General features: G+C 71.5%; 28 protein-coding genes and 1 pseudogene. 8 read left to right on the forward strand and 21 right to left on the reverse strand.

Annotated elements, in window-relative coordinates; all coding sequences use genetic code 11:
• The first annotated feature begins 194 nt into the window (after positions 1 to 194).
• The 3 genes from L107_RS02530 to L107_RS02540 are packed head-to-tail and all read left to right on the forward strand — an operon-like array spanning position 195 to position 1808.
• The gene (locus L107_RS02530) at positions 195 to 1100 is read left to right on the forward strand and encodes a YihY/virulence factor BrkB family protein (RefSeq protein ID WP_159816317.1); all 906 of its coding nucleotides are present in this window, start codon (positions 195 to 197) and stop codon (positions 1098 to 1100) included.
• A 49-nt stretch (positions 1101 to 1149) separates the two neighbouring features.
• Positions 1150 to 1386 carry a hypothetical protein gene (locus L107_RS02535; protein WP_015109202.1) on the forward strand — a complete coding sequence of 79 codons (237 nt, stop codon included), beginning with the start codon at positions 1150 to 1152 and terminating at the stop codon, positions 1384 to 1386.
• Entirely contained in the window at positions 1386 to 1808 is a 423-nt protein-coding gene (locus L107_RS02540; protein ID WP_159816318.1) for a hypothetical protein, read from the forward strand. Before L107_RS02535 ends, L107_RS02540 begins: the two co-directional genes overlap by 1 nt.
• A 3-nt stretch (positions 1809 to 1811) precedes the next feature.
• Here the strand turns inward: L107_RS02540 and L107_RS02545 are convergent, their stop codons facing one another.
• The 5 genes from L107_RS02545 to L107_RS02565 all read right to left on the reverse strand — a co-directional run bounded on the left by L107_RS02545 (position 1812) and on the right by L107_RS02565 (position 4341).
• On the reverse strand, positions 1812 to 2219 hold the full coding sequence (locus L107_RS02545; RefSeq protein WP_159816319.1) for a DUF2834 domain-containing protein: 408 nt from the start codon (positions 2217 to 2219) through the stop codon (positions 1812 to 1814).
• The gene (xseB, locus tag L107_RS16500; protein WP_236550460.1) at positions 2216 to 2569 is read right to left on the reverse strand and encodes an exodeoxyribonuclease VII small subunit; all 354 of its coding nucleotides are present in this window, start codon (positions 2567 to 2569) and stop codon (positions 2216 to 2218) included. The genes L107_RS02545 and xseB overlap by 4 nt, the downstream gene beginning before the upstream one ends.
• Positions 2570 to 2659: 90 nt before the next feature.
• Positions 2660 to 3850 carry an exodeoxyribonuclease VII large subunit gene (xseA, locus tag L107_RS02555; protein ID WP_159816320.1) on the reverse strand — a complete coding sequence of 397 codons (1191 nt, stop codon included), beginning with the start codon at positions 3848 to 3850 and terminating at the stop codon, positions 2660 to 2662.
• Between the two features lie 4 nt (positions 3851 to 3854).
• The gene (locus L107_RS02560; RefSeq protein ID WP_159816321.1) at positions 3855 to 4049 is read right to left on the reverse strand and encodes a hypothetical protein; all 195 of its coding nucleotides are present in this window, start codon (positions 4047 to 4049) and stop codon (positions 3855 to 3857) included.
• 145 nt (positions 4050 to 4194) lie between these two features.
• Positions 4195 to 4341 carry a chlorophyll a/b-binding protein gene (locus tag L107_RS02565; RefSeq protein WP_015109196.1) on the reverse strand — a complete coding sequence of 49 codons (147 nt, stop codon included), beginning with the start codon at positions 4339 to 4341 and terminating at the stop codon, positions 4195 to 4197.
• 111 nt (positions 4342 to 4452) lie between these two features.
• Between L107_RS02565 and L107_RS02570 the strand changes: the two genes are divergently transcribed.
• Positions 4453 to 5370, forward strand: coding sequence for an HAD family hydrolase (locus tag L107_RS02570; protein WP_236550461.1), 918 nt, complete (start codon positions 4453 to 4455; stop codon positions 5368 to 5370).
• A gap of 11 nt (positions 5371 to 5381) precedes the next feature.
• Here L107_RS02570 and hrpB read toward each other — a convergent pair whose 3' ends face one another.
• The 3 genes from hrpB to L107_RS02585 all read right to left on the reverse strand — a co-directional run bounded on the left by hrpB (position 5382) and on the right by L107_RS02585 (position 8702).
• Positions 5382 to 7967, reverse strand: coding sequence for an ATP-dependent helicase HrpB (hrpB, locus tag L107_RS02575; RefSeq protein WP_159816412.1), 2586 nt, complete (start codon positions 7965 to 7967; stop codon positions 5382 to 5384).
• Positions 7964 to 8347 (reverse strand): hypothetical protein, encoded by a 384-nt coding sequence (locus tag L107_RS02580; protein WP_094586552.1) that lies wholly within the window; start codon positions 8345 to 8347, stop codon positions 7964 to 7966. Before L107_RS02580 ends, hrpB begins: the two co-directional genes overlap by 4 nt.
• A 64-nt stretch (positions 8348 to 8411) precedes the next feature.
• A complete protein-coding gene (locus L107_RS02585; protein WP_106222952.1) occupies positions 8412 to 8702 on the reverse strand; it encodes a DUF2973 domain-containing protein in 291 nt (96 codons plus the stop codon).
• Between the two features lie 252 nt (positions 8703 to 8954).
• On the opposite strand from L107_RS02585, the gene L107_RS02590 reads away from it, so the two are divergent.
• Entirely contained in the window at positions 8955 to 10112 is a 1158-nt protein-coding gene (locus L107_RS02590; RefSeq protein ID WP_159816322.1) for a trypsin-like peptidase domain-containing protein, read from the forward strand.
• A 46-nt stretch (positions 10113 to 10158) separates the two neighbouring features.
• On the opposite strand, the gene L107_RS02595 is transcribed toward L107_RS02590, so the two are convergent.
• From L107_RS02595 to L107_RS02610, 5 genes are all read right to left on the reverse strand, one after another.
• Positions 10159 to 10428, reverse strand: a complete 270-nt coding sequence (locus L107_RS02595; RefSeq protein ID WP_159816323.1) for a hypothetical protein — start codon at positions 10426 to 10428, stop codon at positions 10159 to 10161.
• A 233-nt stretch (positions 10429 to 10661) separates the two neighbouring features.
• Positions 10662 to 10826 carry a hypothetical protein gene (locus L107_RS16305; RefSeq protein ID WP_181280224.1) on the reverse strand — a complete coding sequence of 55 codons (165 nt, stop codon included), beginning with the start codon at positions 10824 to 10826 and terminating at the stop codon, positions 10662 to 10664.
• Positions 10827 to 10951: 125 nt separating this feature from the next.
• Positions 10952 to 12709 (reverse strand): ABC-F family ATP-binding cassette domain-containing protein, encoded by a 1758-nt coding sequence (locus L107_RS02600; RefSeq protein ID WP_159816324.1) that lies wholly within the window; start codon positions 12707 to 12709, stop codon positions 10952 to 10954.
• A gap of 241 nt (positions 12710 to 12950) precedes the next feature.
• A complete protein-coding gene (locus L107_RS02605; protein ID WP_159816325.1) occupies positions 12951 to 13217 on the reverse strand; it encodes a hypothetical protein in 267 nt (88 codons plus the stop codon).
• 89 nt (positions 13218 to 13306) lie between these two features.
• Positions 13307 to 13615 carry a hypothetical protein gene (locus L107_RS02610; RefSeq protein ID WP_106222956.1) on the reverse strand — a complete coding sequence of 103 codons (309 nt, stop codon included), beginning with the start codon at positions 13613 to 13615 and terminating at the stop codon, positions 13307 to 13309.
• Between the two features lie 223 nt (positions 13616 to 13838).
• On the opposite strand from L107_RS02610, the gene L107_RS02615 reads away from it, so the two are divergent.
• A complete protein-coding gene (locus tag L107_RS02615; protein ID WP_159816326.1) occupies positions 13839 to 14171 on the forward strand; it encodes a hypothetical protein in 333 nt (110 codons plus the stop codon).
• On the opposite strand, the gene L107_RS02620 is transcribed toward L107_RS02615, so the two are convergent.
• The 7 genes and pseudogenes from L107_RS02620 to L107_RS02645 all read right to left on the reverse strand — a co-directional run bounded on the left by L107_RS02620 (position 14160) and on the right by L107_RS02645 (position 21695).
• A complete protein-coding gene (locus L107_RS02620) occupies positions 14160 to 15305 on the reverse strand; it encodes an anhydro-N-acetylmuramic acid kinase (RefSeq protein WP_159816413.1) in 1146 nt (381 codons plus the stop codon). The two genes, L107_RS02615 and L107_RS02620, sit on opposite strands and share 12 nt — an antisense overlap.
• Positions 15306 to 15325: 20 nt before the next feature.
• Entirely contained in the window at positions 15326 to 16030 is a 705-nt protein-coding gene (locus tag L107_RS02625; protein WP_159816327.1) for a TrkA family potassium uptake protein, read from the reverse strand.
• A 67-nt stretch (positions 16031 to 16097) separates the two neighbouring features.
• Positions 16098 to 17477, reverse strand: a complete 1380-nt coding sequence (locus L107_RS02630; protein WP_159816328.1) for a potassium transporter TrkG — start codon at positions 17475 to 17477, stop codon at positions 16098 to 16100.
• Positions 17474 to 18109 carry a peroxiredoxin gene (locus L107_RS16505; RefSeq protein ID WP_236550480.1) on the reverse strand — a complete coding sequence of 212 codons (636 nt, stop codon included), beginning with the start codon at positions 18107 to 18109 and terminating at the stop codon, positions 17474 to 17476. The genes L107_RS02630 and L107_RS16505 overlap by 4 nt, the downstream gene beginning before the upstream one ends.
• Before the next feature lie 81 nt (positions 18110 to 18190).
• Positions 18191 to 19459, reverse strand: a pseudogene (gene hflX / locus L107_RS16510) (GTPase HflX); the annotation flags it as partial.
• Positions 19460 to 19806: 347 nt separating this feature from the next.
• Complete coding sequence (locus tag L107_RS02640; protein WP_201295783.1) at positions 19807 to 20457, reverse strand: HAD-IA family hydrolase; 651 nt, start codon at positions 20455 to 20457, stop codon at positions 19807 to 19809.
• Entirely contained in the window at positions 20454 to 21695 is a 1242-nt protein-coding gene (locus L107_RS02645) for an NAD(P)/FAD-dependent oxidoreductase (protein WP_159816331.1), read from the reverse strand. Before L107_RS02645 ends, L107_RS02640 begins: the two co-directional genes overlap by 4 nt.
• Positions 21696 to 21746: 51 nt before the next feature.
• Between L107_RS02645 and L107_RS02650 the strand changes: the two genes are divergently transcribed.
• A complete protein-coding gene (locus tag L107_RS02650) occupies positions 21747 to 22568 on the forward strand; it encodes a phosphoadenylyl-sulfate reductase (RefSeq protein WP_159816332.1) in 822 nt (273 codons plus the stop codon).
• A 1-nt stretch (position 22569) separates the two neighbouring features.
• Positions 22570 to 23334: a type III pantothenate kinase gene (locus tag L107_RS02655; protein ID WP_159816333.1), complete on the forward strand. Its 765-nt coding sequence runs from the start codon at positions 22570 to 22572 to the stop codon at positions 23332 to 23334.
• Here the strand turns inward: L107_RS02655 and bcp are convergent.
• The gene (gene bcp / locus L107_RS02660) at positions 23304 to 23771 is read right to left on the reverse strand and encodes a thioredoxin-dependent thiol peroxidase (protein WP_159816334.1); all 468 of its coding nucleotides are present in this window, start codon (positions 23769 to 23771) and stop codon (positions 23304 to 23306) included. The two genes, L107_RS02655 and bcp, sit on opposite strands and share 31 nt — an antisense overlap.
• Positions 23772 to 23919: the final 148 nt, after the last annotated feature.

Below are 23919 nucleotides of genomic sequence, written 5' to 3' on the forward strand. Positions count from 1 at the left end.
CACCTTGGCCAGCACGCGGGCCCGACCTGGGGAGACGCCCCGGGCATCCGACAGCCCCGGGCAGCGGACGGCTGTGTAGGCGGGTGGCTCCGGCCAGACAAGGCTCCGGGCAGACAAGGCTCCGGGCAGACAAGACTCCGGGCAGGCCAGGATGCGGGAATGCTGCAGCTCCCACCCTTGATGATCGGTCTGTCGTGAAGTGGCGTCGTCGCCTCCGTCCGTTCTGGAAGGCCTATCTGTTGTGGCTGCGGGCGGACTGCGTGGACTTGAGCGCTGCTTTCGCATACCACACGCTGCAGTCGTTCTTCCCGGCCCTGCTGATCGCGCTGTCGGTGGCCTCGCGGCTTCTCGGCAGGGACGTGGAGCGTTTCGATCGGCTGATCGTGCTCGTCGGCCAGGTGCTGCCCGCGTCCGCCCTGCCGGGCTTCGAGGCCACCCTGCGACGGTTCACCAACCAGGGATTCGGCGCCGGCATCCTCGGCCTGGTGCTTCTGGCCCTCAGCGCCAGCAACATCTATCTCACGCTCCAGCGCGGGGCCGATCGGCTCTGGTGGAATCGCCCCTTCGGGTTCGACCACCTGCGCTGGCAGGAGCATGTGCGCCGGTTTCTGGCCCTGCGGCTGAAGGCCCTGGTGCTGCTGCTGTTCGTCGGCCTGCTCCTCGTGGTCGACCAGCTCTTCAGCACGGTGCGCCTGTTCGGCTCCAGGGGCTTCCATGACCAGCTGCAGGCCTTCCTGCCCGGCCCCCTGCTGCGGCTGAGCTCCCTGTCCTTCGGGCTGGATCTGCTCGTCTCCCTGCTGATCGGCTTCGGCGCCACCCTCCTGTTCCTCTGGATGCTGCCGTCGCGCCGGATCCCCTTCCGCCCTCTCATTCCTGGCGCCCTGCTGGTGAGCGGCAGCCTCACCCTCTCCAACCTGCTGCTGGGCAGGAGCCTGCTCGCCCTCGGCTCTCGCTTCCAGGCCTACGGGGTGGTGGGGGGCGTGCTGCTGCTGACGCTCTGGGTCTGGCTGGTGGGTGCCGTGCTCTACTTCGGCCAGTGCTTCAGTGTGGTGCTATCCGGCGGGGCGGCTGGGGGGCCATCGACACCTCTGCCCCGCTGAGGATCGGCCCGTTTCGGGTCAGGATGGAAGGGTCTGATTGGATGGACCCTTGGCCAAGCCTGCCCTCCGGATCCCCCCTCTGCCGGCCAGCCTGGCGCTGGTCTCGATGGCGGTGGGCGCGGTCGTGCTGATCGGTCTCACCACCCTGGCGTTGATTCCGCTGCTCGTGGGCCTGGGCCTGCTGGCGGCCTGGCTCGTGGCGGCCCTGCTGCTCGGCTGGGCTGGCCTCGAGGGGCTGGCGGCCCTGGAGCGCTGGATCGAGAACGATCCACGCTTCCAGCGCTGATGGAACGGCGCATCCCCTGGCTGTGGATCGGCGTGGCGGCGGCGCTGCTCTTGATCCCCACCTCCGCCGGTCGCCTGCTGCTTGACGTCATCGGCGGACTCACCCTCACCCTGCTGCTCCTGCCCCTGCTGGCGGGAGGAGCCGCCCTGATCGGCTGGCAGCTGCTTCGGCGCCGCCTGCGCACCTGTCCCAGCTGCGGCTTCGCCAGCCTCGGCACCGACGTCTGCCCGGCCTGCGGCAGTCCCTTCACCGCTGGCGATACCCCTGCATCGGCGCCGGGGGAGCCGTCCGGTTCGATCTTCTGGGGACCCCGCTCCCCTGCCGAGATCGATGCCCGTGACGTGACCATCACGGTCGACGCCGTCGATGTGGAGGCCACGTCCAGCGGCGATACGGGCGGTCGCCAGGGTGATGGGTCCTGAACCCTAACCAGCCGTCTCCGGCGCGGCCGGGCTGAGACGGGCCAGCTCCAACAGCCGACGTTCGCGCAGATGCAGGAACAGGGGCGCCCCGAACGCGAAGGCGATCGTCACGCAGCTCAGCAGCACCCAGCCCAGCCCCCGCATGCCGAGACGACGGCTCTCGCGCACCATCCAGATCGTGACGGCCGTTGCCCCGATCGCCAGATCGCTGGAGAGGGAGCGGGCGGCTGGATTGGCGTTGGCCTGGCGGATGAACAATCCCAGATCGAAGGCCGAGCCTGCGCTGCGGATGAACTCCAGATTGGCCAGCCAGGGGAGCACCCCACCGGCGACGGCCAGCAGCAGATAGATCCAGGCCATCCAGCTGAGGCCGCCGGGGCCGCTGCGGCTGGACGTGGGGTCGTCACTCATGGGGTGTAGGGCGTGGGGGCCAGATCCGGCTGGCCGGGATCCCATTGCATCACCTGCTGCTCCACCCGGGCCAGCACCGCCTCGCAGCGTTCGGCATAGGCCAGGGCCCGGCGGTAGAGACCGGCCATCGCCTCCACATCCAGATCCTGGTCCTGCAGCTGGGCCAGGCAGAGCTCGAGAGCCGTCTGGGCTTCACGGAAGCTGAGCTCCTGGGCCATGTCGCTGCCGTCCCGTTCCCCGTCCGCCCCGTGCCCTTGGGTTCCCGCGGTCCGAGCGCCATCGGCGTCCTGGCTGGAGAGATGGTCCGTGGCTTTGGCGGAGGCGCCGGCTCGGGGGGAGGGTTTGGCCATGGGAGTGGGCAAGACGGAAACGGAGGGAGCCAGCCGGAACGACGGGCAGATGGCAGAAAAGGACGCTGGGGCGCTGTCCAGGGCCAGGGGTCAGGGACCAGGCCCGTCCGGCTCGATGGCCTGCACCTGCAGGGCCATCCGACCATCCGCCAGCTCGGCGGTGATGGCTGCCCCTGGCCGCACCTGGCTCACCGAGCGCAGCAGGCGACCATCGCCATCCCGAAGTAAGCTGAAGCCCCTGGCCAGGAGATGCCGAGGCGAGAGCGCCTGCAGCAGCTGTCGTCGCTGGTCCAGCCACTGGCGCCGCTGGCTCAGCAGACGGGTGGGGTGGAGCAGGTGCAGCTGCTCCTGCCTTGCGCTCAGCCGTTGACGGGCCGATTCGACGCGCAGTGCCAGGGTCCGTTGCAGGTGGCCGCGCTCCTGCTGCAGGGCCCGGATCACCTGGCTGCGATCCGGCAGCAGGGCGACCAGGGCTGCCGTGGGCGTGGCCGCCCGATAGTCGGCCACCAGATCGGCGATGGTCACGTCATCTTCGTGGCCGATGCCGCAGATGACGGGCCGGCGACAGGCCGCCAGGCAGCGGGCCAGGGACTCCCCGTCGAAGACGGCCAGATCCTCCCGGCTGCCACCGCCGCGGGCCAGGACGAGGGCTTCGATACCGAGGTGGTCGGCCTGGGCGCCCAGGCTCTCGATGACACCCACGATCTGGGCTTCCACGCTCCCCTGCACCGGGATCGGCACCACCAGCAGGTCGGTGGCGGGCCAGCGCTCCCTGGCGGTGCGCAGCATGTCGGCCAGGGCGGCGCTGGGCACGCTGGTGAGCAGGGCGATGCGTCGGGGCCAGCGGGGCAGCGGCCGCTTTCGCTCGGGGTCGAAGAGCCCCTCCGGCTCCAGCCGGCTGCGCACCTGCTCGAACTGGCGCAGGACGGTGGTGAGGCTGGGGCGCACATCCAGCACCTGCACCGTGAGGCTGGCCCGCGCCGCCCAGAAGTTGAGCTTGCCGACCACCACCACCCCATCCCCCTCCTGGGGCATGAAGCTGAGCTTCTGCAGCTGGGAGGACCAGATCACCCCCTGGACGCTGGCCTGGCCGTCGAGGAGGGTCAGCCAGAGATGGCCCTTTTTCTGCTGGGGGCGCCCCACGGTGGCCTCCAGCAGGAAGCGTGGGGCGAAACCCCTCTCCAGCAGGGCGCCGATGGCCTGGTTGAGCTCGGCGACCGTGTAGCGGGGGATGCCGTCGTGCTGGCGGGGGGACGCACTGCTGCCAGGGACCGTGAGCATGGATTCAGTGCTTGAGCTGGCGGTAGCAGAGCCACCAGTAGAGACTGAGCAGGCCGGCCACCAGGGCCACGGCCCGGCCCAGGGGATGGTCGAAGCGCACCAGCCCGGCTCCGGCGATCACCAGGGCGCTGCTGAGGAGCCTGGCGCCGTCGCGACGGTTGCCCACATAGAAGCGGGGGGCGGTGGCGGAAGGGGCCATCGGGGGGGCGCTGCCTGGCGAGAAATCCAACCTAGAACCGCCCGGTGCAGGCCACGGGCCCACAAAAAAAGCCGCCGGATGGGCCGGCGGCCTGCCCCTTGGACGGGTTCCAGGGGCGATGGTGCCTGGGGGGGACAGCCGGGCTTCAGCCGAGGCCGACCTGGGCCAGAATGCCTTGGCCGGTGAGAATTTCGGTCGCCAGGCCGATCACGAAGCCCATCATGGCCAGGCGGCCGTTCCAGGTTTCGGCGAAGTTGACGAAGCCGAAGCGGGGCTGGGAAGCGTCAGACATGGAAGGAACCCTTGGTGAAGTCCTGACTGTAACGAAACATGGAGTGGACTTGACAGTGGCAAGGGCTACAAAGGCGGGTGTGGGTTGCACGGTTGACAGCCGGGCCTGGCCATGGCACTGAGGCCTCTGCCGGGGCAGGCCTCGGGCGCGGATGCCGGCCCCGGCCCCGGCCCCGGCCCCGGCACCGGCCCCGGCACCGTCTGGGGGCCCGGACTGGAGGACCAACGGCGGGCGCCCCGGGCACGCCTCCAGGACCATCTCGCCGCGCCCCTGCCCAGGCAGAGCGAACTCGTGCTGGTCACCGACCTCGACGGCACCCTGCTGGAGGGGACCGTGCCGACCCGCCGCCGGCTCTACCGCTGGCTGGCCTCCCAGCGCCACCGGGTGCTGCAGGTGTTCAGCACCGGCCGGGACCTGCGCTCCGTCGCCCGGCTGCTGGCTTCGGAGGCCGCCCTGGGACTCCATCCCCCCCACCTGGTGATCGGCGATGTGGGCTGCACCGTGGCCTGCGGTGCCAGCCTCACCCCCCTGCCGCAGGCCCTGGAGCCGATCGAGGCCCTCTGGCGGGGCCGGGCGGAGAAGGTGCTGCCCCTGCTGGCGCTGGTGCCGGGGCTGTCACCCGAGCCCCTCAGCACCGACCGGCGCCTGGCCTACGGCATCGACCCCCTGCGGCTGGACACCAGTCGGCTGGCGGCCATCGAGGCCCACGGGGTGGATTGCCTGGTGTCCGGCGACAAGTACCTCGACGTGCTGCCGGCCGGCGTCAACAAGGGCAGCACCCTGCTGGGCCTGCTGGAGTGGCTGGAGCTGGAGCCCGCCCGGGTGGTTACCGCCGGGGATTCCCTCAACGATCTGGCCATGTTCGAGACCGGCCTGCAGAGCGTCATGGTGGGCAATGCCGAGCCCGGCCTGGTGCGGGCCCTGCCGGGGCTCGCCTGCACCTACCGTGCCCGCGCCCATGGCTGCCTGGGCATCCTGGAAGGCCTGCGCCACTTCGGCTTCGGCCATCTGCTTGACGGTCTGCCCTAGGGAGGGCCCCCTCAGCGACGCTCCCCGCGCGCTTCCCGCGCCAGGCCCGCCTTGGTGCGGGCGCTGGCAACGCCCTGGCGGGGATCCTCGGGCCAGGGGTGGCGGGGGTAGCGGCCGCGCAGCTCGCGGCGCACCTCGGCGTAGCCCTGGCTCCAGAAGCCGGCCAGGTCGCTGGTCACCGCCGCCGGGCGCCCTGCCGGTGACAGCAGCTCCACCCGCACCGCCAGCCGGCCGTCCAGCACCGTCGGCCCTTCAACACAGCCGAACATCTCCTGCAGCTTCACGGCCAGCACCGGCGTGCCGCTGCCGTAGTCCAGCGGCACCCGGCGGCCGGAGGGCACCGGCTGGCTGAGGGGCAGCAGCCGATCCAGCTCCCGGCGCAGGGACCAGTCCAGATCCCCCCAGAGGATCTCCGCCAGGTCGAGCTGCTGCAGGTCCTGGAGAGTGCGCAGGCCGCCGAGGTGGGGCCCCAGCCAGGCCCCCGGGTCCTGCCCGAGCCGTTCCGGCGATCGGTCGGGCCAGGGCGCCCCCAGGTGCCGGTGGGCCAGCATCAGGCGCTGCTGCAGCTGGCGGCTGGTGCGGCACCAGGGGAGCACCTCCAGTCCCACCCGTTCGAGGCCCTCCAGCAGGGCCCGCTCCACCAGCTCGCCGCTGGCGTCCGGCCAGGGGCGGCGCTCCAGCACCAGCGCCCCGCTGCGCCGCAGACGCTCGCAGCGCACCCGCTGGTCGGTGCCATCCCAGCGGGCTTCGGTCACCTCCTCGATCTCCCCGGCCACCAGCTCCTCCAGGCCGCTGCGGGAGAGGGCCACCGCCAGCCGCACCCGGGCCTCCTGCCCCTGGCCGTCGACGCTGGCGATCGCCAGGGCGTCGGCGGCGGCGAGGGGATCCCCCGGGGGCAGCACGGCGCCACGACCGCTCCGCATCAGGAAGTGCCCATCGCCCCGACCCCGGCCCAGGGCCAGCCGCTCCGGGTAGGCCCAGGCCAGCAGCTGGGCGGCACGGACGTCGTCAGGTCCGTCCCGGGGATCGTCGCGGGCGCCACCGCGCGATCTGCCGCCGTCGACCAGCGCCGGGTTCGACGCGGCCGACCCCTGGCGGAGCTGGCGCAGCAGCTGGGCCTGGAGGCTGCCCCAGGGGCCCCGGCCCGCCGACGGCCCGCTCCCCTCCGGCCCGGGGCGGCGCAGCAGCCAGTCGAGGCGCCGCATCAGATCGCTGCCGGCCTCGCGGCGATCGAGGGGATCGCGCTCGCTGAGCAGCACGGCCACCGCCGTGGCGAGGGACTCCCAGCCCCTGTCGGCGGCCCGCAGCAGCATGTGGGCCAGGCGCGGATGCAGGCCCAGCCGGGCCATGGCCCGCCCGTGGCCGGTGATGCGTCCCTGGCCATCGACGGCCCCCAGCTGCCGCAGCAGGCCGCGGGCCTCCTCCAGGGGCCGGCGGGGGGGCGCGGTGAGCCAGGGCAGGCCGTCGTCCTCCGCGCCGCCCCATTCCGCCAGCTGCAGGGCGATCGGCAGGGGATCCACCTCGAGCAGCTCCGGTGGATCGAAGGCGGGCCGTCGCTGCTGCTCCGCCGGCGACCAGAGCCGTACACATCGCCCGGGCCCCAGCCGGCCGGCCCGACCCCGTCGTTGCTCGGCACTGGCCTGGCTCGCGGGCTGGGTGACCAGCCCATCCATGCCCGTGGCAGGGTCGAAGCGGCTGCGTCGACTCAGACCGCTGTCGATGACCAGGGTCACCGCCGCGATCGTGAGCGAGCTTTCCGCCACCGACGTGGCCAGCACCACCTTCCCCATCCCCCCCCGGGGGGCCGCGATCGCCTGGCCCTGGGCCGCCAGCGGCAGCTGGCCGTGCAGGAGGGCCACCTCCAGCCCCTGGCCCCAGGGGGTGGCCTCGATGGCCCGCCGTGCCGTCTCCAGCTCCCCGGTGCCCGGCAGGAACACCAGCGCGGTGCCCCTGGGCTCGGGTTCGGCCAGCCAGTGGCCTTCCAGCGCCCGCAGCACCTGGCGCTCCAGCCGCTCGTCCGGCCGCGGCGGCTGGTAGGCCACCGCCACCGGATGGCTGCGGCCCTCGCAGCTGATCACGCTGGCCCCATCCAGCCGGGCGGCCAGGGGCGCCAGATCGAGGGTGGCGGACATCACCAGCAGGCGCAGCTCGGGACGCAGCAGGCTGCGGGCCTGACGCACCAGGGCCAGGGCCAGATCCGCCTCGGCCTGGCGCTCATGGAATTCGTCGAAGATGACGCAGGCCACCCCGTCGAGGGCGGGATCGGCCTGGAGCCGGCGTAGAAACAGCCCCGCGGTGACCACCTCCAGCCGGGTGGCCGCCGAGGTGCGCGACTCCAGCCGCACGCTGTAGCCCACGCGCCCGCCGACAGGTTCGCCGAGGCCGGTGGCGAGGCGCTGGGCGGCATTCCGGGCCGCCAGTCGCCTTGGCTCCAGCAGCAGCAGGCGGCCCTCCGGGCCGAGGCTCTCCAGCAGGGCGAGGGGGACCCGGGTGGTCTTGCCGGCGCCGGGTTCGGCCTGGAGCAGGAGGGTGGCCCCGGGCCCGAGGGCCGCGGTGATGTCCGCGAGGCGACCGTCGATGGGCAGGGGCGGGTTCAGCGCACGTGGCGGAGGCCATCCACCGGGTGGTAAGCCTCTCCGGTGGTTTCCTCGTAGACGATCGCCGGCAGGCCGGTCTCGAACATGGTCTGGAGGGCCTCCTTCAGGTACGGGTTCCAGCCGCCCGTGGTGACCTTGCCATGGCGCACCGTCCAGTCCCAGGTGCCCTGGAGATCACGGGGAATGCGACCCTCCCGGTCGCGCCGGGCCACCAGGTCCTGGGATTCGACGATGCCGACCAGGATCGGGTCCTTGCCGTAGGACGGCGTCAGGCTGAGCTCGAGCCGGATGGGGTCGTCCTTCACCATCTTGAGTCGAAACCGTGGCGGCAGCTTCAGTGCCCCGAGCACAGCCGCCACGATTCGCGTTCTCTGATCCACCATCGATCTCCGCCGGTCGGCGCATTCACCTCAGGGAGCCTATTCAGCGGCCGGCCGGCTGCGCTCAGTTGGGATCGGTGGGGAAAGCGGGCTGTTCGTTGTCGCCGCTGAAACGCACCGTCAGCAGGTCCTCCTGGGTGAGCTGGCCGTCCGCGTCCAGGAGTTCCGGGTGGATGGTGAGGCGACCGGTGCGATCACCGACCGGGCCACCGCGCTCCGTGGAGGCGGCTCCCGCATCGCCGGGACGGGGAATGGCGCGGAACCCCTGCCCCATGACCCGGAACGCCTGCCACAGCAGCACGAGGAAACAGGCCCCGTAGACGATCGGGAAGATCTGCGAGAGGAGGGAGGTCATGGCGCGATGGGAACCCCGCAGTCCGCGGACTTCCCCCCATCATCACCCGTCTGACGGAGCGGTGGTGGTGGCGAGCATCCAGGCCCAGAGGGAGGTGCAGGCGGCTCCGAAGGCGAGAAAGGCAAGCAGCAGGCGGCTTGTGTCCATGACCCGATAAAAAACTTTACAAAGTATAGCCGGTCAGGCCGGTTTGCCTCCCCTTTCTCGTTCCCGGGGACTTGCCTACGGTTTTTCCATCTGAGCTTCTTCACGATGCGTCCCTCCCGCGTTCTTGCCGCGGCCGCCGCCGGGCTGGCCACGGTCACGGCGGCGGCCACCGCCACGGTCACGGCCACCACGGCCCTCGTCAGCCCGACCCTCACGTCCCCCGGACTGGCCCAGCCCGCCGCGGCCGTGCTCGGGCGGCAATCCTTCGTGGCGGCGGCGATCCGTCGGGCGGGCCCGGCGGTGGTCACCATCGACACCGAACGCACCGTGCAGTCGGCCGCCACCGGCGGCCTGCCCCGGGGTCTGCTGAACGACCCCCTGTTCCGTCAGTTCTTCGGCATTCCCCAGCAGGGGGCCCCCTCCCGCCGCACCGAACGGGGCCAAGGGAGCGGGGTGATCCTGCAGTCCGACGGGCTGGTGCTCACCAACGCCCACGTGGTGGACCAGATCGACCGGGTGACCGTGGGTCTCGAGAACGGCCGGCGCTACGAGGGGCGGGTCGTGGGTCTCGACAAGCTCACCGACCTCGCGGTGGTGCGGCTGGTGGGGGCGGGCCCCTGGCCGGTGGCTCCCCTGGGCAACTCCGATGCTCTGCAGGTGGGCGACTGGGCGATCGCGGTGGGGAACCCCTTCGGCCTCGACAACACCGTCACCCTGGGGATCATCAGCAGCCTCAACCGCAACGCCAGCAAGCTCGGCATCACCGACAAGCGGCTGGATCTGATCCAGACCGACGCGGCCATCAACCCGGGCAACTCCGGTGGGCCGCTGCTGAACGCCGACGGCGAGGTGGTGGGAATCAACACCCTGGTGCGCTCGGGGCCTGGGGCCGGCCTGGGCTTCGCCATTCCGATCAACCGTGCCCGCGGCATCGTCGATCAACTGGTGGCCACCGGCCGGGCCACCCACCCCATGATCGGCGTGGGGCTCGATGAGGTGCGGGCGGGAAGCGGCTCCGGCGTTTCCCAGGGAGCGGTGGTGGTTTCTGTTCAGCCCAACGGACCGGCGGATCGGGGCGGTCTCAGGACCGGTGACGTGATCGTCGCGGCCCAGGGAGCCGCGGTGAGGGACCCGTCCCAGGTGATCAACGCCGTCGAGCGGGCCGGGGTCGGGGGGACTCTCAATCTGACGGTGAACCGTCAGGGGGCGACGGTCAACCTGCGGCTCATCCCTGGCGACATGGCCCTGCTGCGTCAGGGATGAGGAGGGGGCCCGGGCTCGCCCTCAACAGAAGGTCCGAGCTCGGCTCTCAGAGAACATCCATGCCCCCCTTGCCGCTGTCGGGACGGAGCGCGTCAAGCAGGCCGGCGTCCATGGTGAGCTCGGCGCCGAAGCGGGCGGGAGACCCCAGCTGCTGGCGCATGACCCACTGGGTGGCCGCCTTCTGGCTCTGCCAGGCCTGCAGCAGCTGTTTGGCCAGACCCCGCAGAACCTGGGGATCGCCCGTGGCGTCGATGGCCCGGGTCATCCGCTCCAGCTCGAATTTCTGACCGAGGCTGAGGGCGAGGGGTTCGGACATGGTGGGCTGTGCGATGGGGCGTTTCTGACCGGCCCAAAGCTACGAACTGTTTCAAGATGCCACGTAGCGGCTGTTACAGGGCCTAGGCCATGGTCAGGAAATCCGCTCAACCCCTGCTTCTGGCCCGGTCCCTCTGGCGCAGGGCCGGGAAGGGCGCTACGGAGGACGCCCGTCCCGGCCCCGACCTGTGGCCCCCCTGGCCCGAGAGGGCCTGCCCCCGAGCCCCTGCTGCGTCAGTGGCGCTCGCGCAGCTCTTCCACACAGCGGGTGACGCACTCACCGTCCTCCAGGGAGCAGGTGGTGATGCACTCGAAGTACACCTCCATGGCATCGCTGGTGCCGGAGGTCTCTTCTCGCTCCGCAGTCCAACCGTCGGTGACGACGTTCTGGATGGTCATCGCTGCTCCTGGATGGGTGACCCTGTCAGCCTATGCACACAGAAACGACCACACCAGAGAAATGAGTCTTCCTGCCTAGGCAACCATGAAGTTGTATTTTGCGCCGCGCCGATGAGGGCGCCGGGTCAGCGGCCGGCCTTCCCCGCCGCTTTCCCCCCGGACGTCCCGCCTGCCTTGCCGGCGGCCTTGGCCTTCTGCTTCTGCCGCTGTTCCTCCCGCCTGGCGGCGAGGCGGCGCTCCTCCTCCAGCCGCTTGTTCTCCAGCGCCTCCTCCCGTTTCTTCTCCTGGTAATAGGCGTAGTCACCGCGATAGAGGACCAGCTCCCCATCGCGCACCTCGACGATCCGGTTGGCCACCCGGCCGATGAAGAAGCGGTCGTGGGAAACCAGCAGGGCCGCGCCCTCGTAGGCCATCAACGCCTCTTCGAGCATCTGCTTGGCGGGGATGTCGAGGTGGTTGGTGGGCTCATCGAGCACCAGCAGGTTGCACGGGGTGAGCAGCATCAGGGCCAGGGCCAGCCGCGCCTTCTCCCCGCCGCTCAGTTTCGCCACCGGCTTGAACACGGTGTCGTTGCTGAAGCCGAAGCTGCCCAGCAGGGAGCGCACCTGGGTCTGGGTCCAGTCGGGAACGGCCTCGAACAGGGTGTCGATCACCGTCTTGGCCAGATCCAGGGCTTCGGCCTGGTTCTGCTCGAAGTAACCCGCCACCACATGGTGTTCCCCCAGGCCGGCCTGGCCCTCGAGGGGCACCTCGTAGCCCATCACCAGCCGCAGCAGGGTGGACTTGCCGGCGCCGTTGGGGCCCACGAAAGCGATGCGGTCGCCGCGCTCCACCTCCAGATTCGCCCCCAGGAACAGGATCTGGTCGTCGTAGCCGTGGGTGAGGTTCTCGATCGAGGCCACCACCCGGCCGGAGCGGGGGGCGGGGGGGAAGGAGAACCGCGGCCCGCCCACCGATTCCAGCGGCGCCTCGATCCGCTCCACCTTCTCCAGCAGCTTCTCGCGGCTCTTGGCCTGGGTGCTGCGGGTGGCGCTGGCCCGGAAGCGGTCGATGTAGGCCTGCTGGGCGCTCAGTTCCTTCTGCTGGCGCTCGAAGGCCGCCTGGCCGGCCTCCCGCTCCAGGGCCTTCTGCTCGAGGTGCTGGCTGTAGTTGCCCAGGTAGGTGCGGGAGACGCCGCGTTCGGTCTCGACGATCTGGTTGCAGACCCGGTCGAGGAAGGCCCGGTCGTGGCTGATCACCACCAGGGGAACCGTCTGATCCACCAGGTAGGTCTCCAGCCACTGGATCGTTTCGACGTCGAGGTGGTTGGTCGGTTCGTCGAGAAGCAGCAGATCCGGCTCCTGCAGCAGGATCTTGCCCAGGGCGATGCGCATCTGCCAGCCCCCCGAGTAGTCGCCCACCGCCCGCTCGGCCGACTCCGGCGTGAAGCCGATGCTGGGCAGCAGCTTGTCGATGCGGGCATCGAGTTCGTAGCCGTGCAGGGCCTCGAAACGGCTCTGCAGCTGGCCGAGCTCGTCGATCAGGCGATCGAGCAGGGCCGGATCGGCGGCGGCCTCCTCGCTGGCCATGGCGTCCTCCACCTGGCGCTGGCGGTTGAGCACCCGGGCCGCCTCCCCGAAGGCCTGGAACAGTTCCTGGCGGACGCTGCGGGCGGGGTCGACGTCGAACTCCTGCTGCAGGTAGGCGATGCGGGGATCCCCCTGGCGGACCACCTGGCCGCTGGTCGGCTCCTCCAGCCCGGCGATGATGCGCATCTGGGTGGATTTGCCGGCCCCGTTGACCCCCACCAGGCCGATCCGGTCCCCGGCCTTCACCTCCCAGGTGATGTCCTTGAGCACCTCACCGGTGGGATAGATCTTGCCGATGCGTTCGAGGCGCAGCACGGAGCGGAAGGCGGTCGCGGTGAGCGCATCATCCCCTGTCGGGGCGTCCTGCAGACTGTCGAACGGGTCCGGTCGCGTCGTCAGGATGATCAAGCGCCTTGAGCAGATCGCCGCCCTGGTGGTGGCGGCGGGCCTGGCGCTGACGAGCTACTGGCTGTTCTTCAGCTGGGCCCAGGGCGGGGGATCCCAGCGTCGGGAACAACCCCGCCGCCCGCCGCAGGAGGGCCTCCGCTCCCCGGCCTCAGAGTCCGCCCCGGGCCTTGATCAGCCACTGCTTGGTGGCCCCGTCATCGAGGCCGGCCAGATGGGCCTTCACCTCCTCCGGGCTGACCGGCAGGCCCTCCTGCTCGCCGAGGGCGACGATCCTGCCCAGGGCGCCGCTGGGGTCCTGCAGGGCCTGGCGGAACAGTGACTGGGTGAGCTCCACGTCGTTGCTGATGCGTCCGTAGAGCTCCGCTGCGTTGCCAGTGGTGTTGCCAGTGGCGTGGTCGGTGGCGTTGCTGGTCATCCTGGCCGGGATTCTTCCCTGACCTTATGGGCGCGGGGCCGTGGGCGCAGCCCCTGGTGGGTGGTTCGTGAGGGACGCTGCGCGGCGGATCATGCGGCGCGCGGACTGGTGTCCTCCTCGGCCCCGCTGGCGGAGGCGTCCTCCATGCTGCGGGCATCGAGGCAGAGCACCTTGCGCAGCTGGGCGTAGTTGGCGGCCAGGGACTGGCGCCCCTCCTGCTGGGCACCGAACTCGGCCCGCTGCAGCACATGGTGCAGGTGGGTGAGCAGGTAGGTGCTGATCACGGCCGACACCAGCACATCGCTGCGTTCCGCCGTGCTGCGCCGCCGGCTCTGGCGGGTCTTGGGCTGCAGGGGTGTCTCGGAACCGGTCGGACGGGACTGGGTGGAGCGGGCCATGGCGGAAGCGGCCGGTGGGCCGTCGGAGGGGACGGGGTGGGGACGGGGGCGTGGAACGGCTGGGCCTGGGTCTGGGTGAGGGGTCTGGTTGAAGGGGATCCCGCGGGGGCGGGAAGGTCCACAACCCTACTTTTGGATACTACCCATGACGGTCACTGTACACTTTTTCCTATCCCGCCGGATCCCAGCGGCACCCTCTCTTCGGCCCCCACCCAGAGGCACCGTGCCCACCCGTCAGACCTCCTCCAGCGGCAAGCCCAAGTCGCCGCGGATCCAGGTCGTCCTGCCGGAGGAGCTCTGCGCCCGGCTGGCCGCCCTGGCGGAGAGCGAGTCGCGCACGGTCAGCAACATGGCCAAGGTGCTCATCCAGCAGGGGGTGGAACGGCTGGAGCGGCAGCGGCCTCCCGAACCGGCCGCGCCCCCCTATCCGCTCGGGCCCGCCGTCGCCGCCGACCGCTTCCGCCGCGAGCTCGAGCAGCAGGAGCAGGCCGGCACCCGGCGGCTGCGGGGGGCACCGCGCCGACTGCGCCTGCGCCAGCCCCCCTCATCCCCCTGACGGGGGCGGCAGGGCCATCACCCCCAGCACGGCGGGTCGCCGGGCCCCGGTGACCGAGGGCAGGGACCCCGGATGGCCGCAGTGCCGCCACCAGGCCAGCAGGGCGAAGGCCAGGGCCTCCCGTTGTTCGTCGGCGATGCCCTGGGTGGCCAGGGGCAGCACCGCGGTGCCGTGGCAGCGCCGCCGCAGCTGCTCCATCAGGAAGCTGTTGCGGGTGCCTCCGCCGGCCACCAGCAGTTCCAGGGGACGGGGTCGGGGGGGGCGGGCCAGGTCCTGGGCCACCACCGCCGCACTGAAGGCCGTCAGGGTGGCCAGGGCGTCGGCCGGATCCACCCCGTCGCCGAGCTCGGCCAGGCGCCGCTCCAGGTCGGCGGCCCCGAACAGCTCCCGGCCGGTGGACTTGGGCGGCGCGGCCTGAACGTAGGGCTCCCGGAGCCACTGCTGCAGCCGCCACTCGTCGATGCGGCCCCGCCGCGCCCAGGCCCCATTGGCATCGAAGCCCAGGCGACCGCCGCTGAAGCGGGCCACCGCCAGGTCCAGGAGCGTGTTGGCCGGGCCGCAGTCCCAGCCCAGCACCGGCGCCTGCCGATCAGGACCGGTGGGGGGAGGCAGCAGGGTGAGGTTGGCGATGCCCCCCAGGTTGAGCAGGGCCCGCCAGCCGCCGATCCTGCCCAGCAGGGCGGCATCGGTGGCCGGCACCAGGGGGGCGCCATGGCCGCCCAGGGCCAGATCGATGCTGCGGAAGTCGAACACCACCGGCGTTCCCAGCAGCTCCGCCAGCAGCGGTCCCTGCAGCAGCTGCCAGCTGGCCCCGCGGCGGTCCTCTTCCGGCGGGCGGTGCCAGAGGGTCTGGCCGTGGCAACCCACCAGTTCGGCCCGGCCCTCAGGATCGCAGGCGCGGGCGGCCAGGGCCTGGTGCTCGGTGAGCTCCTCGGCCAGGTCCAGCAGGGCGGCGGCGTTCTGGGCAACCCCCTGACCGACGGCCACGAGCCGCTGGCGCAACCCGGCCGGGTAGGGGGTGTGGGCACTGGCGAGGATGCGCCAGGACGGCCGGGCCGGGCGACCCTTCAGGCTCACCAGCACCGCATCGACGCCGTCGGCGCTGGTGCCGCTCATCAGCCCCAGCACCCGCATGGCTGTGCTTCGCAAGGCAATCAGTGGGAAGGCAGGGCCTCGAGGGCCTCGCTGCTGCCCATCACCACCAGCAGCTCGGAGGCGTTGAGCACATGGGAGGCGGGCGGGTTGACCGTGAGCTGGTTGGCGGGGCCCGCCGCCAGCACGCTGACGTTGTAGTTCTTGCGCAGGTTCAGATCCCGCAGCGACTGGCCGACGAAGGAGCCGGGCACCTTGATCTCCTCGATGCTGTTGCGGTCGTCGAGCCGCAGCCGTTCCAGCAGGTTGGGGCGGACCAGCTCCATGCCCAGGCGGGTCCCCTGCATCTTCGAGGGGAAGACCACCTTGTCGGCGCCGACGCGCCGCAGCATCTTCTCGTGCAGATCGCTGGTGGCCCGGGCGATCACCTGCCGGACCCGGCTGCCCTCGCCGTCCTTGACGATCAGGGTGGCCGTGATGCTGGCGCCGATCGGTTCGCTGATCGCCACCACCACCGTGCCCACGTCGAGGGCGCCGGCGGCCCTCAGGGCCTCCTCATCGGTGCAGTCCACGACGCGGGCCTCCAGGGCCGGATCCATCTGGCGCAGCTCATCGATGGCCCGCTGGCTGTTGTCGATCGCCAGCACCTCGGCCCCATGGCGCAGGAGCTCCTTGCACACGGCACTGCCGAAGCGGCCGACGCCGATCACGGCGTAGCTGTTGGAGGTGTCGGTCTCGCTCCCCTGCCACTGCCACCACTGATTCATGAGGACGAGGGTTTCATGGGGACGACGTGGCCAGGGGGCATGGGGCGCGGATCGAAGGAAACCGGCCTCAGATGTAGAGCTCCTCGCGGGGGAAGCCCACCCGATTCTGGGGCCGGCTGCCGTAGACGGCCGAGAGCATCAGGAGGATACCGATCCGGCCCACGAACATGCCCACCATCAGCACCAGCTGGCCCCAGCGGTTGAGCTGACTGGTCACGCCGACATCAAGGCCCACGGTGCCGAAGGCGGAGACGCAGGTGAACAGCTTCTCCAGGAAGCTGAAGGCCTCGCTCCCGGGGGTGCCGGCGGTGGTGTTGCCGAGCCCCAGCAACAGGGCCATCAGCAGGATGAACAGACCTGAGCCCAGGGTGACGCCCACCGCCTTGAGGATCACCTTCAGGGGGATCTCCCTGTTGCGGACCACCACCTGGTCGTGGCCGCGCAGGGTGGAGCGGGTGGCGGCGATCAGGGCCGCGAAGGTGGTGGTCTTGATGCCGCCGCCGGTGCCGCCGGGGCTGGCACCGATGAACATCAGCATGATCATCAGCAGCAGTCCCGAATCGGAGATCGTCTCCAGGGACAGCGGCACGGTGTTGAAGCCGGCGGTGCGGGTGGTGATCGACTGGAAGATCGTCACCTGGAGCTTGTCCCAGAAACCCAGCTGCTCCACCATCCCCTCGGTGGCGAAGTGCTCGGTGAACAGCAGGCCCACCGCCCCCAGCACGATCAGCGCGATCGTGGTGCGGATGACGAGGCGGGTGTGGAGGCTGAGACGGCGGATGCGGGCCAGCCGGAAACGGTTCACCCAGATGTCGTTGGTGACCCGCCAGCCGATGCCGCCCATCACGATCAGCAGGCCGATCACCCCATTGACGACCGGCTGGCTGCGGTAACCGACCAGGCTGTCGCGCCACAGACCGAAGCCGGCGTTGTTGTAGGCGCTGATGCAGTGGAACAGGGAGGCCCAGAGCCGCTGGCCCTTGTCGGGAATGTCGGTGAAGCCGAAGTTGTAGAGCGTCAGCGTGCCGATGCCGATGACGATCCCGGCGATCAGGAGAATCTGGTTGAGGGTGGGGCCGATGCCGCCCACCCCGAAATCGTCGAGGGCGCGGCCCTTGTCGAGGCGCTGGCGCAGCCCGGAACGCCCCTGGACGAAGCCCTGGAGGAAGGTGGTGATCGCCATCAGACCCAGACCCCCGGTGAGGATCAGCCCGGCCAGGGCCACCTGGCCGGCAAAGGTGAGTTCGGCCCCCACGTCGATGATCGACAGGCCGGTGACGGTGATCGCCGAGGTGACGGTGAAGAGGGCCTCCCAGAGGCCCACCTCATCGCTGGAGCAGAGCGGACTGGCCAGCAGCAGAGTGCCGAAGGTGATCACCAGCACGCCGGTGACCACCGTGAACTGCGGCACCGTCAGCCTGTGCCGCCAACCCTGCCGTCGAATCATTTGTTCGGCTGGGGGGTCATCCGCAGGTAGGGACGGATCTCGGTGACACCCTTGGGAAACTTCGCCCGGGCCTCCTCGGTGGGGATCGAGGGCACCACAACGCAGTCATCACCCTCCTTCCAGTTCACCGGGGTCGCCACCTGGTGGTGGTCGGTGAGCTGCAGCGAATCGATCACCCGCAGGATCTCATCGAAGTTGCGGCCGGTGCTGGCGGGATAGGTGATCTGCAGACGCAGCTTCTTGCTGGGGTCGATGATGAACACCGAGCGCACCGTGAGGTTGCTGAGGGAGTTGGGGTGAATCATGCCGTAGAGGCTGCTCACCTTCTTGTCGCTGTCGGCGAGGATCGGATAATCGACCGTGGTGTTCTGGGTTTCGTTGATGTCGCCGATCCAGCCCTTGTGGCTCTCGGCGGAATCGACGCTCAGGGCGATCGTCTTGACATTCCGCTTCTCCCATTCGGCCCGCAGCCGCGAGACCTCACCCAGTTCGGTGGTGCAGACGGGGGTGTAGTCGGCGGGATGGGAGAAGAGCACCACCCAGCTGTCGCCGGCGAAGTCGTAGAGGTTGATCGGGCCGAGCTGGGACTCCTGAGTGAAATCGGGAACGGTGTCGCCCAGTTGCAGGGTCATGGGAGAGAAATTGGCGCCGGCCGATGCTGGCACAGCAGCGGGGCCGTCGGCCGTGGCCGCGGCGGTCCAGGACTGGAGCTCCTGGCGCAGGTGCTGCAGGCCCAGGTCGGCCGTGGCCGAGACGAACAGCATGCCCGGCTCCAGGGCCCTGGCCCGCTCCAGCTCGCCGCTGGCGCAGCGGTCGATCTGGTTGCCGATCACCCGTCGGGGCATGGTGGCCTTCAGGGAATCGAGGATGGTGCGGACGGTGGCGAGCTGCTCGGGCCAGGCCGGATCGGCCAGGTCCACCACGATCAGCAGGCCATCGGCGTCGAGGGCCTCCTCGAAGGTGGAGCGGAAGGCCTCCATCAGCTGGGGCGGCAGCTCCCGGATGAAGCCCACCGTGTCGGTGACCAGCAGCGGCGGGCCGCCCCCGGCCGCCCCCCGTCCGATCCGGCGGGTGGTGGGATCGAGGGTGGCGAAGAGCTTGTCCTCGGCCAGCACCGCCTGGTCTCCGCTGGCGCCGGTGAGGGCGTTGAGCAGGGAGCTCTTGCCCGCGTTGGTGTAACCCACCAGGGCCACCCTGGGCAGATCGCGCCGCCCCTGGCGCAGCCGGGCCCGGTGGTCCCCCAGCCGCCGCACCTCCCGCTGCAGCCGTTCGATGCGGCGGGCGATGGCGCGCCGGTCCTTCTCCAGCTGGGTCTCGCCCGGGCCCCGGGTGCCGATGCCGCCCCCCTGTCGCGACAGGCTCAGGCCCCGGCCGGTGAGCCGCGGCAGGCGGTAGCGCAGCTGGGCCAGCTCCACCTGCAGCCGTCCGGCGCCGCTGGCGGCCCGCTGGGCAAAGATGTCGAGGATCAGCTCACTGCGGTCGCTCACCGGCAGGTCGAGCAGGCTCTCCATGTCCCGGGCCTGGGCCGGCGTCAGTTCCCGGTCGGCCACCACCAGGCTGGCGCCGACCCGGCGGGCCTCCAGGGCCGCCTCCCGCAGCTTGCCCTCCCCCCAGGGGTTCCGGGTGACGGGCCCCTGGCGGCGCTGCTCCACCCGCCCCACTGGCACGGCACCGGCGCTGCGCACCAGCCCCTCCAGTTCGGCGATGCGCCGGTCGCTCAGGGACCTGTCGCCGCTGGTCTGCACCAGCAGCAGCACCCGTTCGGGGCCCTCCGGGGTCGGGGCGGGTGCCGCCGCGGCCGGCGCCCCCTCGCCGACGAGGGTGGCGGGATCATGGCAACACAGGTCGGCCAGGTCCCCCTCCAGAACGCCCTGCCAGGCGCGGTCGCCGCTGGCGGCCGGGATGTGGATGGCCGCCGGCCAACGACCGCCGGCCTCCGGCTGCGGGCCGAAGCGCAGCCACAGCTCCGGGGCCAGGTCCATCCCCACCACCGCCTCCTGGGCAGTGGGCTGCAGCTGGGCCTGGCGGCCGGCGCCGGCGCAGGTGAGCAGGCGCAGGTGGTGACCCTGGCGCCGGGAGGGGCCGGGCAGCTTCTCCAGCAGGCGAGCGGCGTGCTCCAGCTCCCCCACCCACAGCAGCCGGCAGAGGCCGCGCCCGTCCACCACCAGGGTGAGGGGCAGCTCCAGGCCCCGGCCCTCGGCCGCCAGGCGCTGCAGGGTGAGCAGGTCCGCCACCGCATCGGCGGGGTGGCGGCGGTGACAGATCTGCTCCAGACGCCGGCGCTCGGCGGGCCGCAGACCCGCCGTCCTGCCGGCCAGCACCCCCTGCCTCAAGGACGCCGCACCAGCAGACAGCGCACCCCGGCGGCCCGGGCCCCGGCCCCATCCTCCGGGCTGTCGCCCACGTGCCAGACCTGGGCGGCGCTCAGACCCAGGGACTCCAGGGCGATCCGGAAGGGCTGGGGCGACGGCTTGGCGGCCCCGGCGCTGCTGGAGACCACCACCGTCTCGAACAGATCGGCCAGTCCCAGGCCCTCCAGCAGCGGCTGCAGGCGACGGTCGAAGTTGCTGACCACGGCCAGGCGCAGCCCCGCTCCGTGCCAGCGGCGCAGCACCGCCGGCACATCGGGGTAGACGCGCCACAGGCAGGGGTCGGCGAAGCGATCGAACAGGGCGTGGTGCAGGGCCGCCGGGGCGGCGGTGCCCAGCACGGCATCGATGCGCTCGCCCCACCAGCGGCGTTCGGCCTCCAGCAGGCGATCGCCCTCCAGCCCGGGGAAGGCCAGGGGCGGGGCCTGCCGCAGCACGCCCGGAAAGGCCCGGTCGATGGCCGCCGGGGCGGCGTCGATGCCGTGCTCGGCGGCCACGGCGGCATAGGTGGCCCCGACCGAGGCCCGCAGCCCGATCAGGGTGCCCATGGCATCGAGCAGCAGGCCGCGGGGCCGGGGCCAGGGGGGCGCCGGGGCGGGGGCCGTTGTCATGGTGTCCAGTCGGCCAGCCACCCAGCGGCCACCCGCCACTGATGGGACCGGCCCGGCAGGCGGGTGAGGTAGGCGAGGCGCCGCAGCTGGTAGGCGGCCGGCCCGGCCAGGGTGACGCCCGCGGCGGTGAGGCTGGCTTCGCCGACCCCAAGGCTCATCATCTCGCCCAGATCGTTCCAGTGGAAGGGTTCAAGTGGTTCGCCCGCCAGGGAGCGGATCAGGTTGGCGGCCAGCACCGGGGCCTGCTGGAAGGCCACCTGGGCCGTGGAGGGGGCGGTGGGGCCGGGGCCCTCGCCGGCCGTGTCCTGCGGGTCCACCGGGGCGGCCAGATCGCCGGCCACGAAGAGATTCAGGTGCTCCCGCAGGCGCAGATCGGGCCCGCAGAGCAGACGGCCGCGGCTGTCGCAGGCGGGAGCGGGGTCGATCCGGGGGGCACGGAAGCTCAGCCCGGCGGTCCAGACCACCGCCCGCACGGCCAGGGTCTCGGCGTGGGCAGGGCTGTCCCCGTCCGGATGGCAGCGCAGCGTGATCGCCTCGGCCTCCACCGCCTCCACCTGGGTGCGGGTCCGCAGCCGCACATCGCGGCGTTGCAGGGCCAGGGCGGCCTGCTCCCGGTTGAAGGCCCTGGCCTGGGGCAGCAGCTGGGGGCCCTGCTCGATCAGTTCGATCACGGCGCTGCCCTGGACCATGTCGGCGAGCTTGCAGGCCAGCTCCACCCCGGTGGGCCCGGCGCCCACCACGGCGATGCGCTGCAGGGGTCTGGGCTGCTGTCGGAGGTCGGCCACGAGGCGCTGGAGCCGCTCCACATCGGCCAGGCTGCGGAAGCCCAGGCTGTGGCGATCGACCCCCGGCACCGCGAAGGTGTTGCTCTCGGCGCCCGTGGCAAGCACGAGGCGGCCGTAGGCAATGGTGCGGCCCCCTGCGGTGTGGAGCCGGTGGCCGTCGGTGTCGATCCGCTCCACCCGGTCCTGCAGCCAGGCCAGGCCACGGCCAGCCAGCAGGCCGTCGTAGCGAGGGGCGATCTCCCAGCGGCGCAGTTCGCCGCTGAGGAGCTCGTAGAGGAGGGGCAGGAACAGGAAGCGGTCGTTCGGCTCGATGAGCAGGACGGGGGGGTGGTGCTTCCGCTGGGCCAGGGCCAGGGCGGTGTACAGGCCGCCGAAGCCCCCCCCGACGATGACAACGTTGTTCTGCACGTTGTTCGGGACCGGATGGTGGGCCGGATTCGGGTGCCCTTGCATGGCGTCACCCTAACCACATCGACCGGACCGCCGAAGGGCGATGATGGGTGGATGGTGTCCTTCCCTCTCACGGCGTCCACCAGCCCCGCGGGGGGTGCGGCAGACCGGAATGCCGCTCTCCAGGCACTGCCCCGCGATCGCCATGGCGCCGCCATCGATCTCGACGCCGCCCGGGCCGGCCTGGAGCCCCTCGATGCGATCGGGCGGATGCGCTGGGCCCAGGAGGCCTTCGCCGGCCATTTCGCCGTCACCACCAGCTTCGGCATCCAGTCGGCGGTGATGCTGCACATGGTCAGCGCCCTCGACGGCTCCGGGGCCTGGCCGGCGATCCCGGTGCTCTGGGTCGACACCGGCTACCTGCCGCCCGAGACCTACCGCTACGCCGACGAACTCTGCGATCGCCTCAAGCTGGATCTGCACGTGCTGCAGGCCGACCTGAGCCCGGCCCGGATGGAGGCCCTGCACGGCCGGCTCTGGGAGACGGGGACGCCGGAGGACATGCGCGCCTACAACCGCATCCGCAAGGTCGAACCCCTCGACCGGGGCCTGGAGCAGCTGCAGGTGCACTGCTGGGCCAGCGGGGTGCGGGCGGGCCAGACCGACCACCGCGGCGCCATGCACTGCCTGGATCCGGTCCGCCAGCGCTGGTCGCTGCGGCCCCTGCTCGCCTGGAGCCGCCGCGATGTCTTCTATTACATGCAGGAGCACGAGCTGCCCCAGCACCCCCTGTTCGAGCAGGGCTATTCCACCGTCGGCGACTGGCACACCAGCGCCCCTGACGACGGCACCACGAACGGCCGGGCCACCCGCTTCGGCGGCCTGCAGCAGGAGTGCGGCATCCACCTCCCCGGCCTGATGGGCGAGGGCATCTGAGGTGGCGGGGCGCCAGCCCCGCTGGCTGCTGATCGGCAACAGCCGCTGGCACTGGGCCGTGACCGACGGGGACAACGGCGGCGGCGGCTCTTCCGGGGCGGGCCTCCGGTTTGTCCACCTGCCGTCGCCGGCCTCGGCGGTGGAGCCGCCCCTGGCCTGGGCGGCGGTGGGCCCGGTGCCCCCGGAGGCCGCCCTGAGCGACGCAGCGCGTCTGAAGCTTGACGATGTCCCCCTGGCCGGATCCCCCCCCTGGCTCGGCATCGACCGGGCCCTGGCGGGCTGGTGGGCGCACCGGCTGGTGGGCGGCCCGGTGCTGGTGGCCGATGCCGGCACGGTGCTGAGCCTCACCCGGGTGGACGGGCAGGGCCGCTTCGCCGGCGGCCGGCTGATGGCGGGGGCCGCCCTGCAGCTGACGGCCATGGGGGCGGGGACCGCGGCGCTGCCCAGCCTGGACGGGGCCCCGGAGGCCGGCGGGGAGGACTGGCCGCTGGCCACGGCGGCGGCCATGCAGCGGGGGGTGCTGGAGGGGCTGGCGGCGGCGGTGCGGGAGGCGGGCCGCCAGGCCAGGATCGGGGCGCGCGACTGCCCGATCGTGCTCACCGGCGGTGACGGGCCGACCCTGATGCCGCTGCTGCGGCGCTGGCCGGAGCTGGGGGGGAACGCACTGAGGCACCACCCCGAGCTCTGTCTGGAGGCCCTGGTGGCCCTGCGTCCGGCTGGGCCGGAGGGCGCGGCTCAGCCCAGGCCCAGATCCGTGAGGATCTGATCGGCCATCTCCTCGGCCTTCACCTTGAGATAGATGCGCTCCAGCTTGCCGTCGGCGTCGACGACGAAGGTGTGGCGCATCATGCCCATGTACTCCTTGCCCATGAACTTCTTCAGTCCATAGCTTCCGTAGGCCTCGGCCACGGGACAGGGCTCGGCGTCGGTCAGCAGGGTGAAGGGCAGGTCGTACTTGGCGACGAACTTGCCGTGGCTGGCCGCTCCGTCCTTGCTGATCCCCAGCACCCGGATGCCGTGGGATTCGAAGGCGCTCCAGCGGTCGCGGAAGTTGCAGGCCTCCTTTGTGCAGCCTGGCGTGTCGTCCTTCGGATAGAAGTAGATCACCACCCGCTGGCCCCGCAGCGCGGCGAGGGACACGGCTTCACCGCTCTGGTCGGGGAGGGTGAAGTCGGGGGCTGGATCTCCCACCTGCAGGGCCATGGGTCGAACCTTGGGTCGAATGACAACCATTTCACCCTAGGGGCAAGCTCCTGGATGGGGCCTCCCGTCGGGTCCCACCGCAGCCCCCGGGTCCCACACGCCCGGGCCCCGGCAGGGGGTGCCGCTTTCCGTTCTGTGTGGAGAGGCA

Source organism: Cyanobium sp. Copco_Reservoir_LC18, assembly GCF_009834675.1.
GTDB classification, from domain to species: domain Bacteria; phylum Cyanobacteriota; class Cyanobacteriia; order PCC-6307; family Cyanobiaceae; genus Cyanobium; species Cyanobium minutissimum.

Coding starts and splice junctions, on each gene's coding strand:
- L107_RS16305 (WP_181280224.1), bottom strand. CDS start 10,826: ATGACCATCCAGAACGTCGTCACCGACGGTTGGACTGCGGAGCGAGAA.
- L107_RS02640 (WP_201295783.1), bottom strand. CDS start 20,457: ATGACAACGGCCCCCGCCCCGGCGCCCCCCTGGCCCCGGCCCCGCGGC.
- L107_RS02610 (WP_106222956.1), bottom strand. CDS start 13,615: ATGGCCCGCTCCACCCAGTCCCGTCCGACCGGTTCCGAGACACCCCTG.
- L107_RS02630 (WP_159816328.1), bottom strand. CDS start 17,477: ATGATTCGACGGCAGGGTTGGCGGCACAGGCTGACGGTGCCGCAGTTC.
- L107_RS02540 (WP_159816318.1), top strand. CDS start 1,386: ATGGAACGGCGCATCCCCTGGCTGTGGATCGGCGTGGCGGCGGCGCTG.
- L107_RS02620 (WP_159816413.1), bottom strand. CDS start 15,305: ATGCGGGTGCTGGGGCTGATGAGCGGCACCAGCGCCGACGGCGTCGAT.
- L107_RS02605 (WP_159816325.1), bottom strand. CDS start 13,217: ATGACCAGCAACGCCACCGACCACGCCACTGGCAACACCACTGGCAAC.
- xseB (WP_236550460.1), bottom strand. CDS start 2,569: ATGGCCAAACCCTCCCCCCGAGCCGGCGCCTCCGCCAAAGCCACGGAC.
- L107_RS02570 (WP_236550461.1), top strand. CDS start 4,453: ATGGCACTGAGGCCTCTGCCGGGGCAGGCCTCGGGCGCGGATGCCGGC.
- L107_RS02560 (WP_159816321.1), bottom strand. CDS start 4,049: ATGGCCCCTTCCGCCACCGCCCCCCGCTTCTATGTGGGCAACCGTCGC.
- L107_RS02625 (WP_159816327.1), bottom strand. CDS start 16,030: ATGAATCAGTGGTGGCAGTGGCAGGGGAGCGAGACCGACACCTCCAAC.
- L107_RS16505 (WP_236550480.1), bottom strand. CDS start 18,109: ATGACCCTGCAACTGGGCGACACCGTTCCCGATTTCACTCAGGAGTCC.
- L107_RS02650 (WP_159816332.1), top strand. CDS start 21,747: ATGGTGTCCTTCCCTCTCACGGCGTCCACCAGCCCCGCGGGGGGTGCG.
- L107_RS02595 (WP_159816323.1), bottom strand. CDS start 10,428: ATGTCCGAACCCCTCGCCCTCAGCCTCGGTCAGAAATTCGAGCTGGAG.
- L107_RS02585 (WP_106222952.1), bottom strand. CDS start 8,702: ATGACCTCCCTCCTCTCGCAGATCTTCCCGATCGTCTACGGGGCCTGT.
- L107_RS02545 (WP_159816319.1), bottom strand. CDS start 2,219: ATGAGTGACGACCCCACGTCCAGCCGCAGCGGCCCCGGCGGCCTCAGC.
- bcp (WP_159816334.1), bottom strand. CDS start 23,771: ATGGCCCTGCAGGTGGGAGATCCAGCCCCCGACTTCACCCTCCCCGAC.
- L107_RS02590 (WP_159816322.1), top strand. CDS start 8,955: ATGCGTCCCTCCCGCGTTCTTGCCGCGGCCGCCGCCGGGCTGGCCACG.
- L107_RS02565 (WP_015109196.1), bottom strand. CDS start 4,341: ATGTCTGACGCTTCCCAGCCCCGCTTCGGCTTCGTCAACTTCGCCGAA.
- xseA (WP_159816320.1), bottom strand. CDS start 3,850: ATGCTCACGGTCCCTGGCAGCAGTGCGTCCCCCCGCCAGCACGACGGC.
- L107_RS02645 (WP_159816331.1), bottom strand. CDS start 21,695: ATGCAAGGGCACCCGAATCCGGCCCACCATCCGGTCCCGAACAACGTG.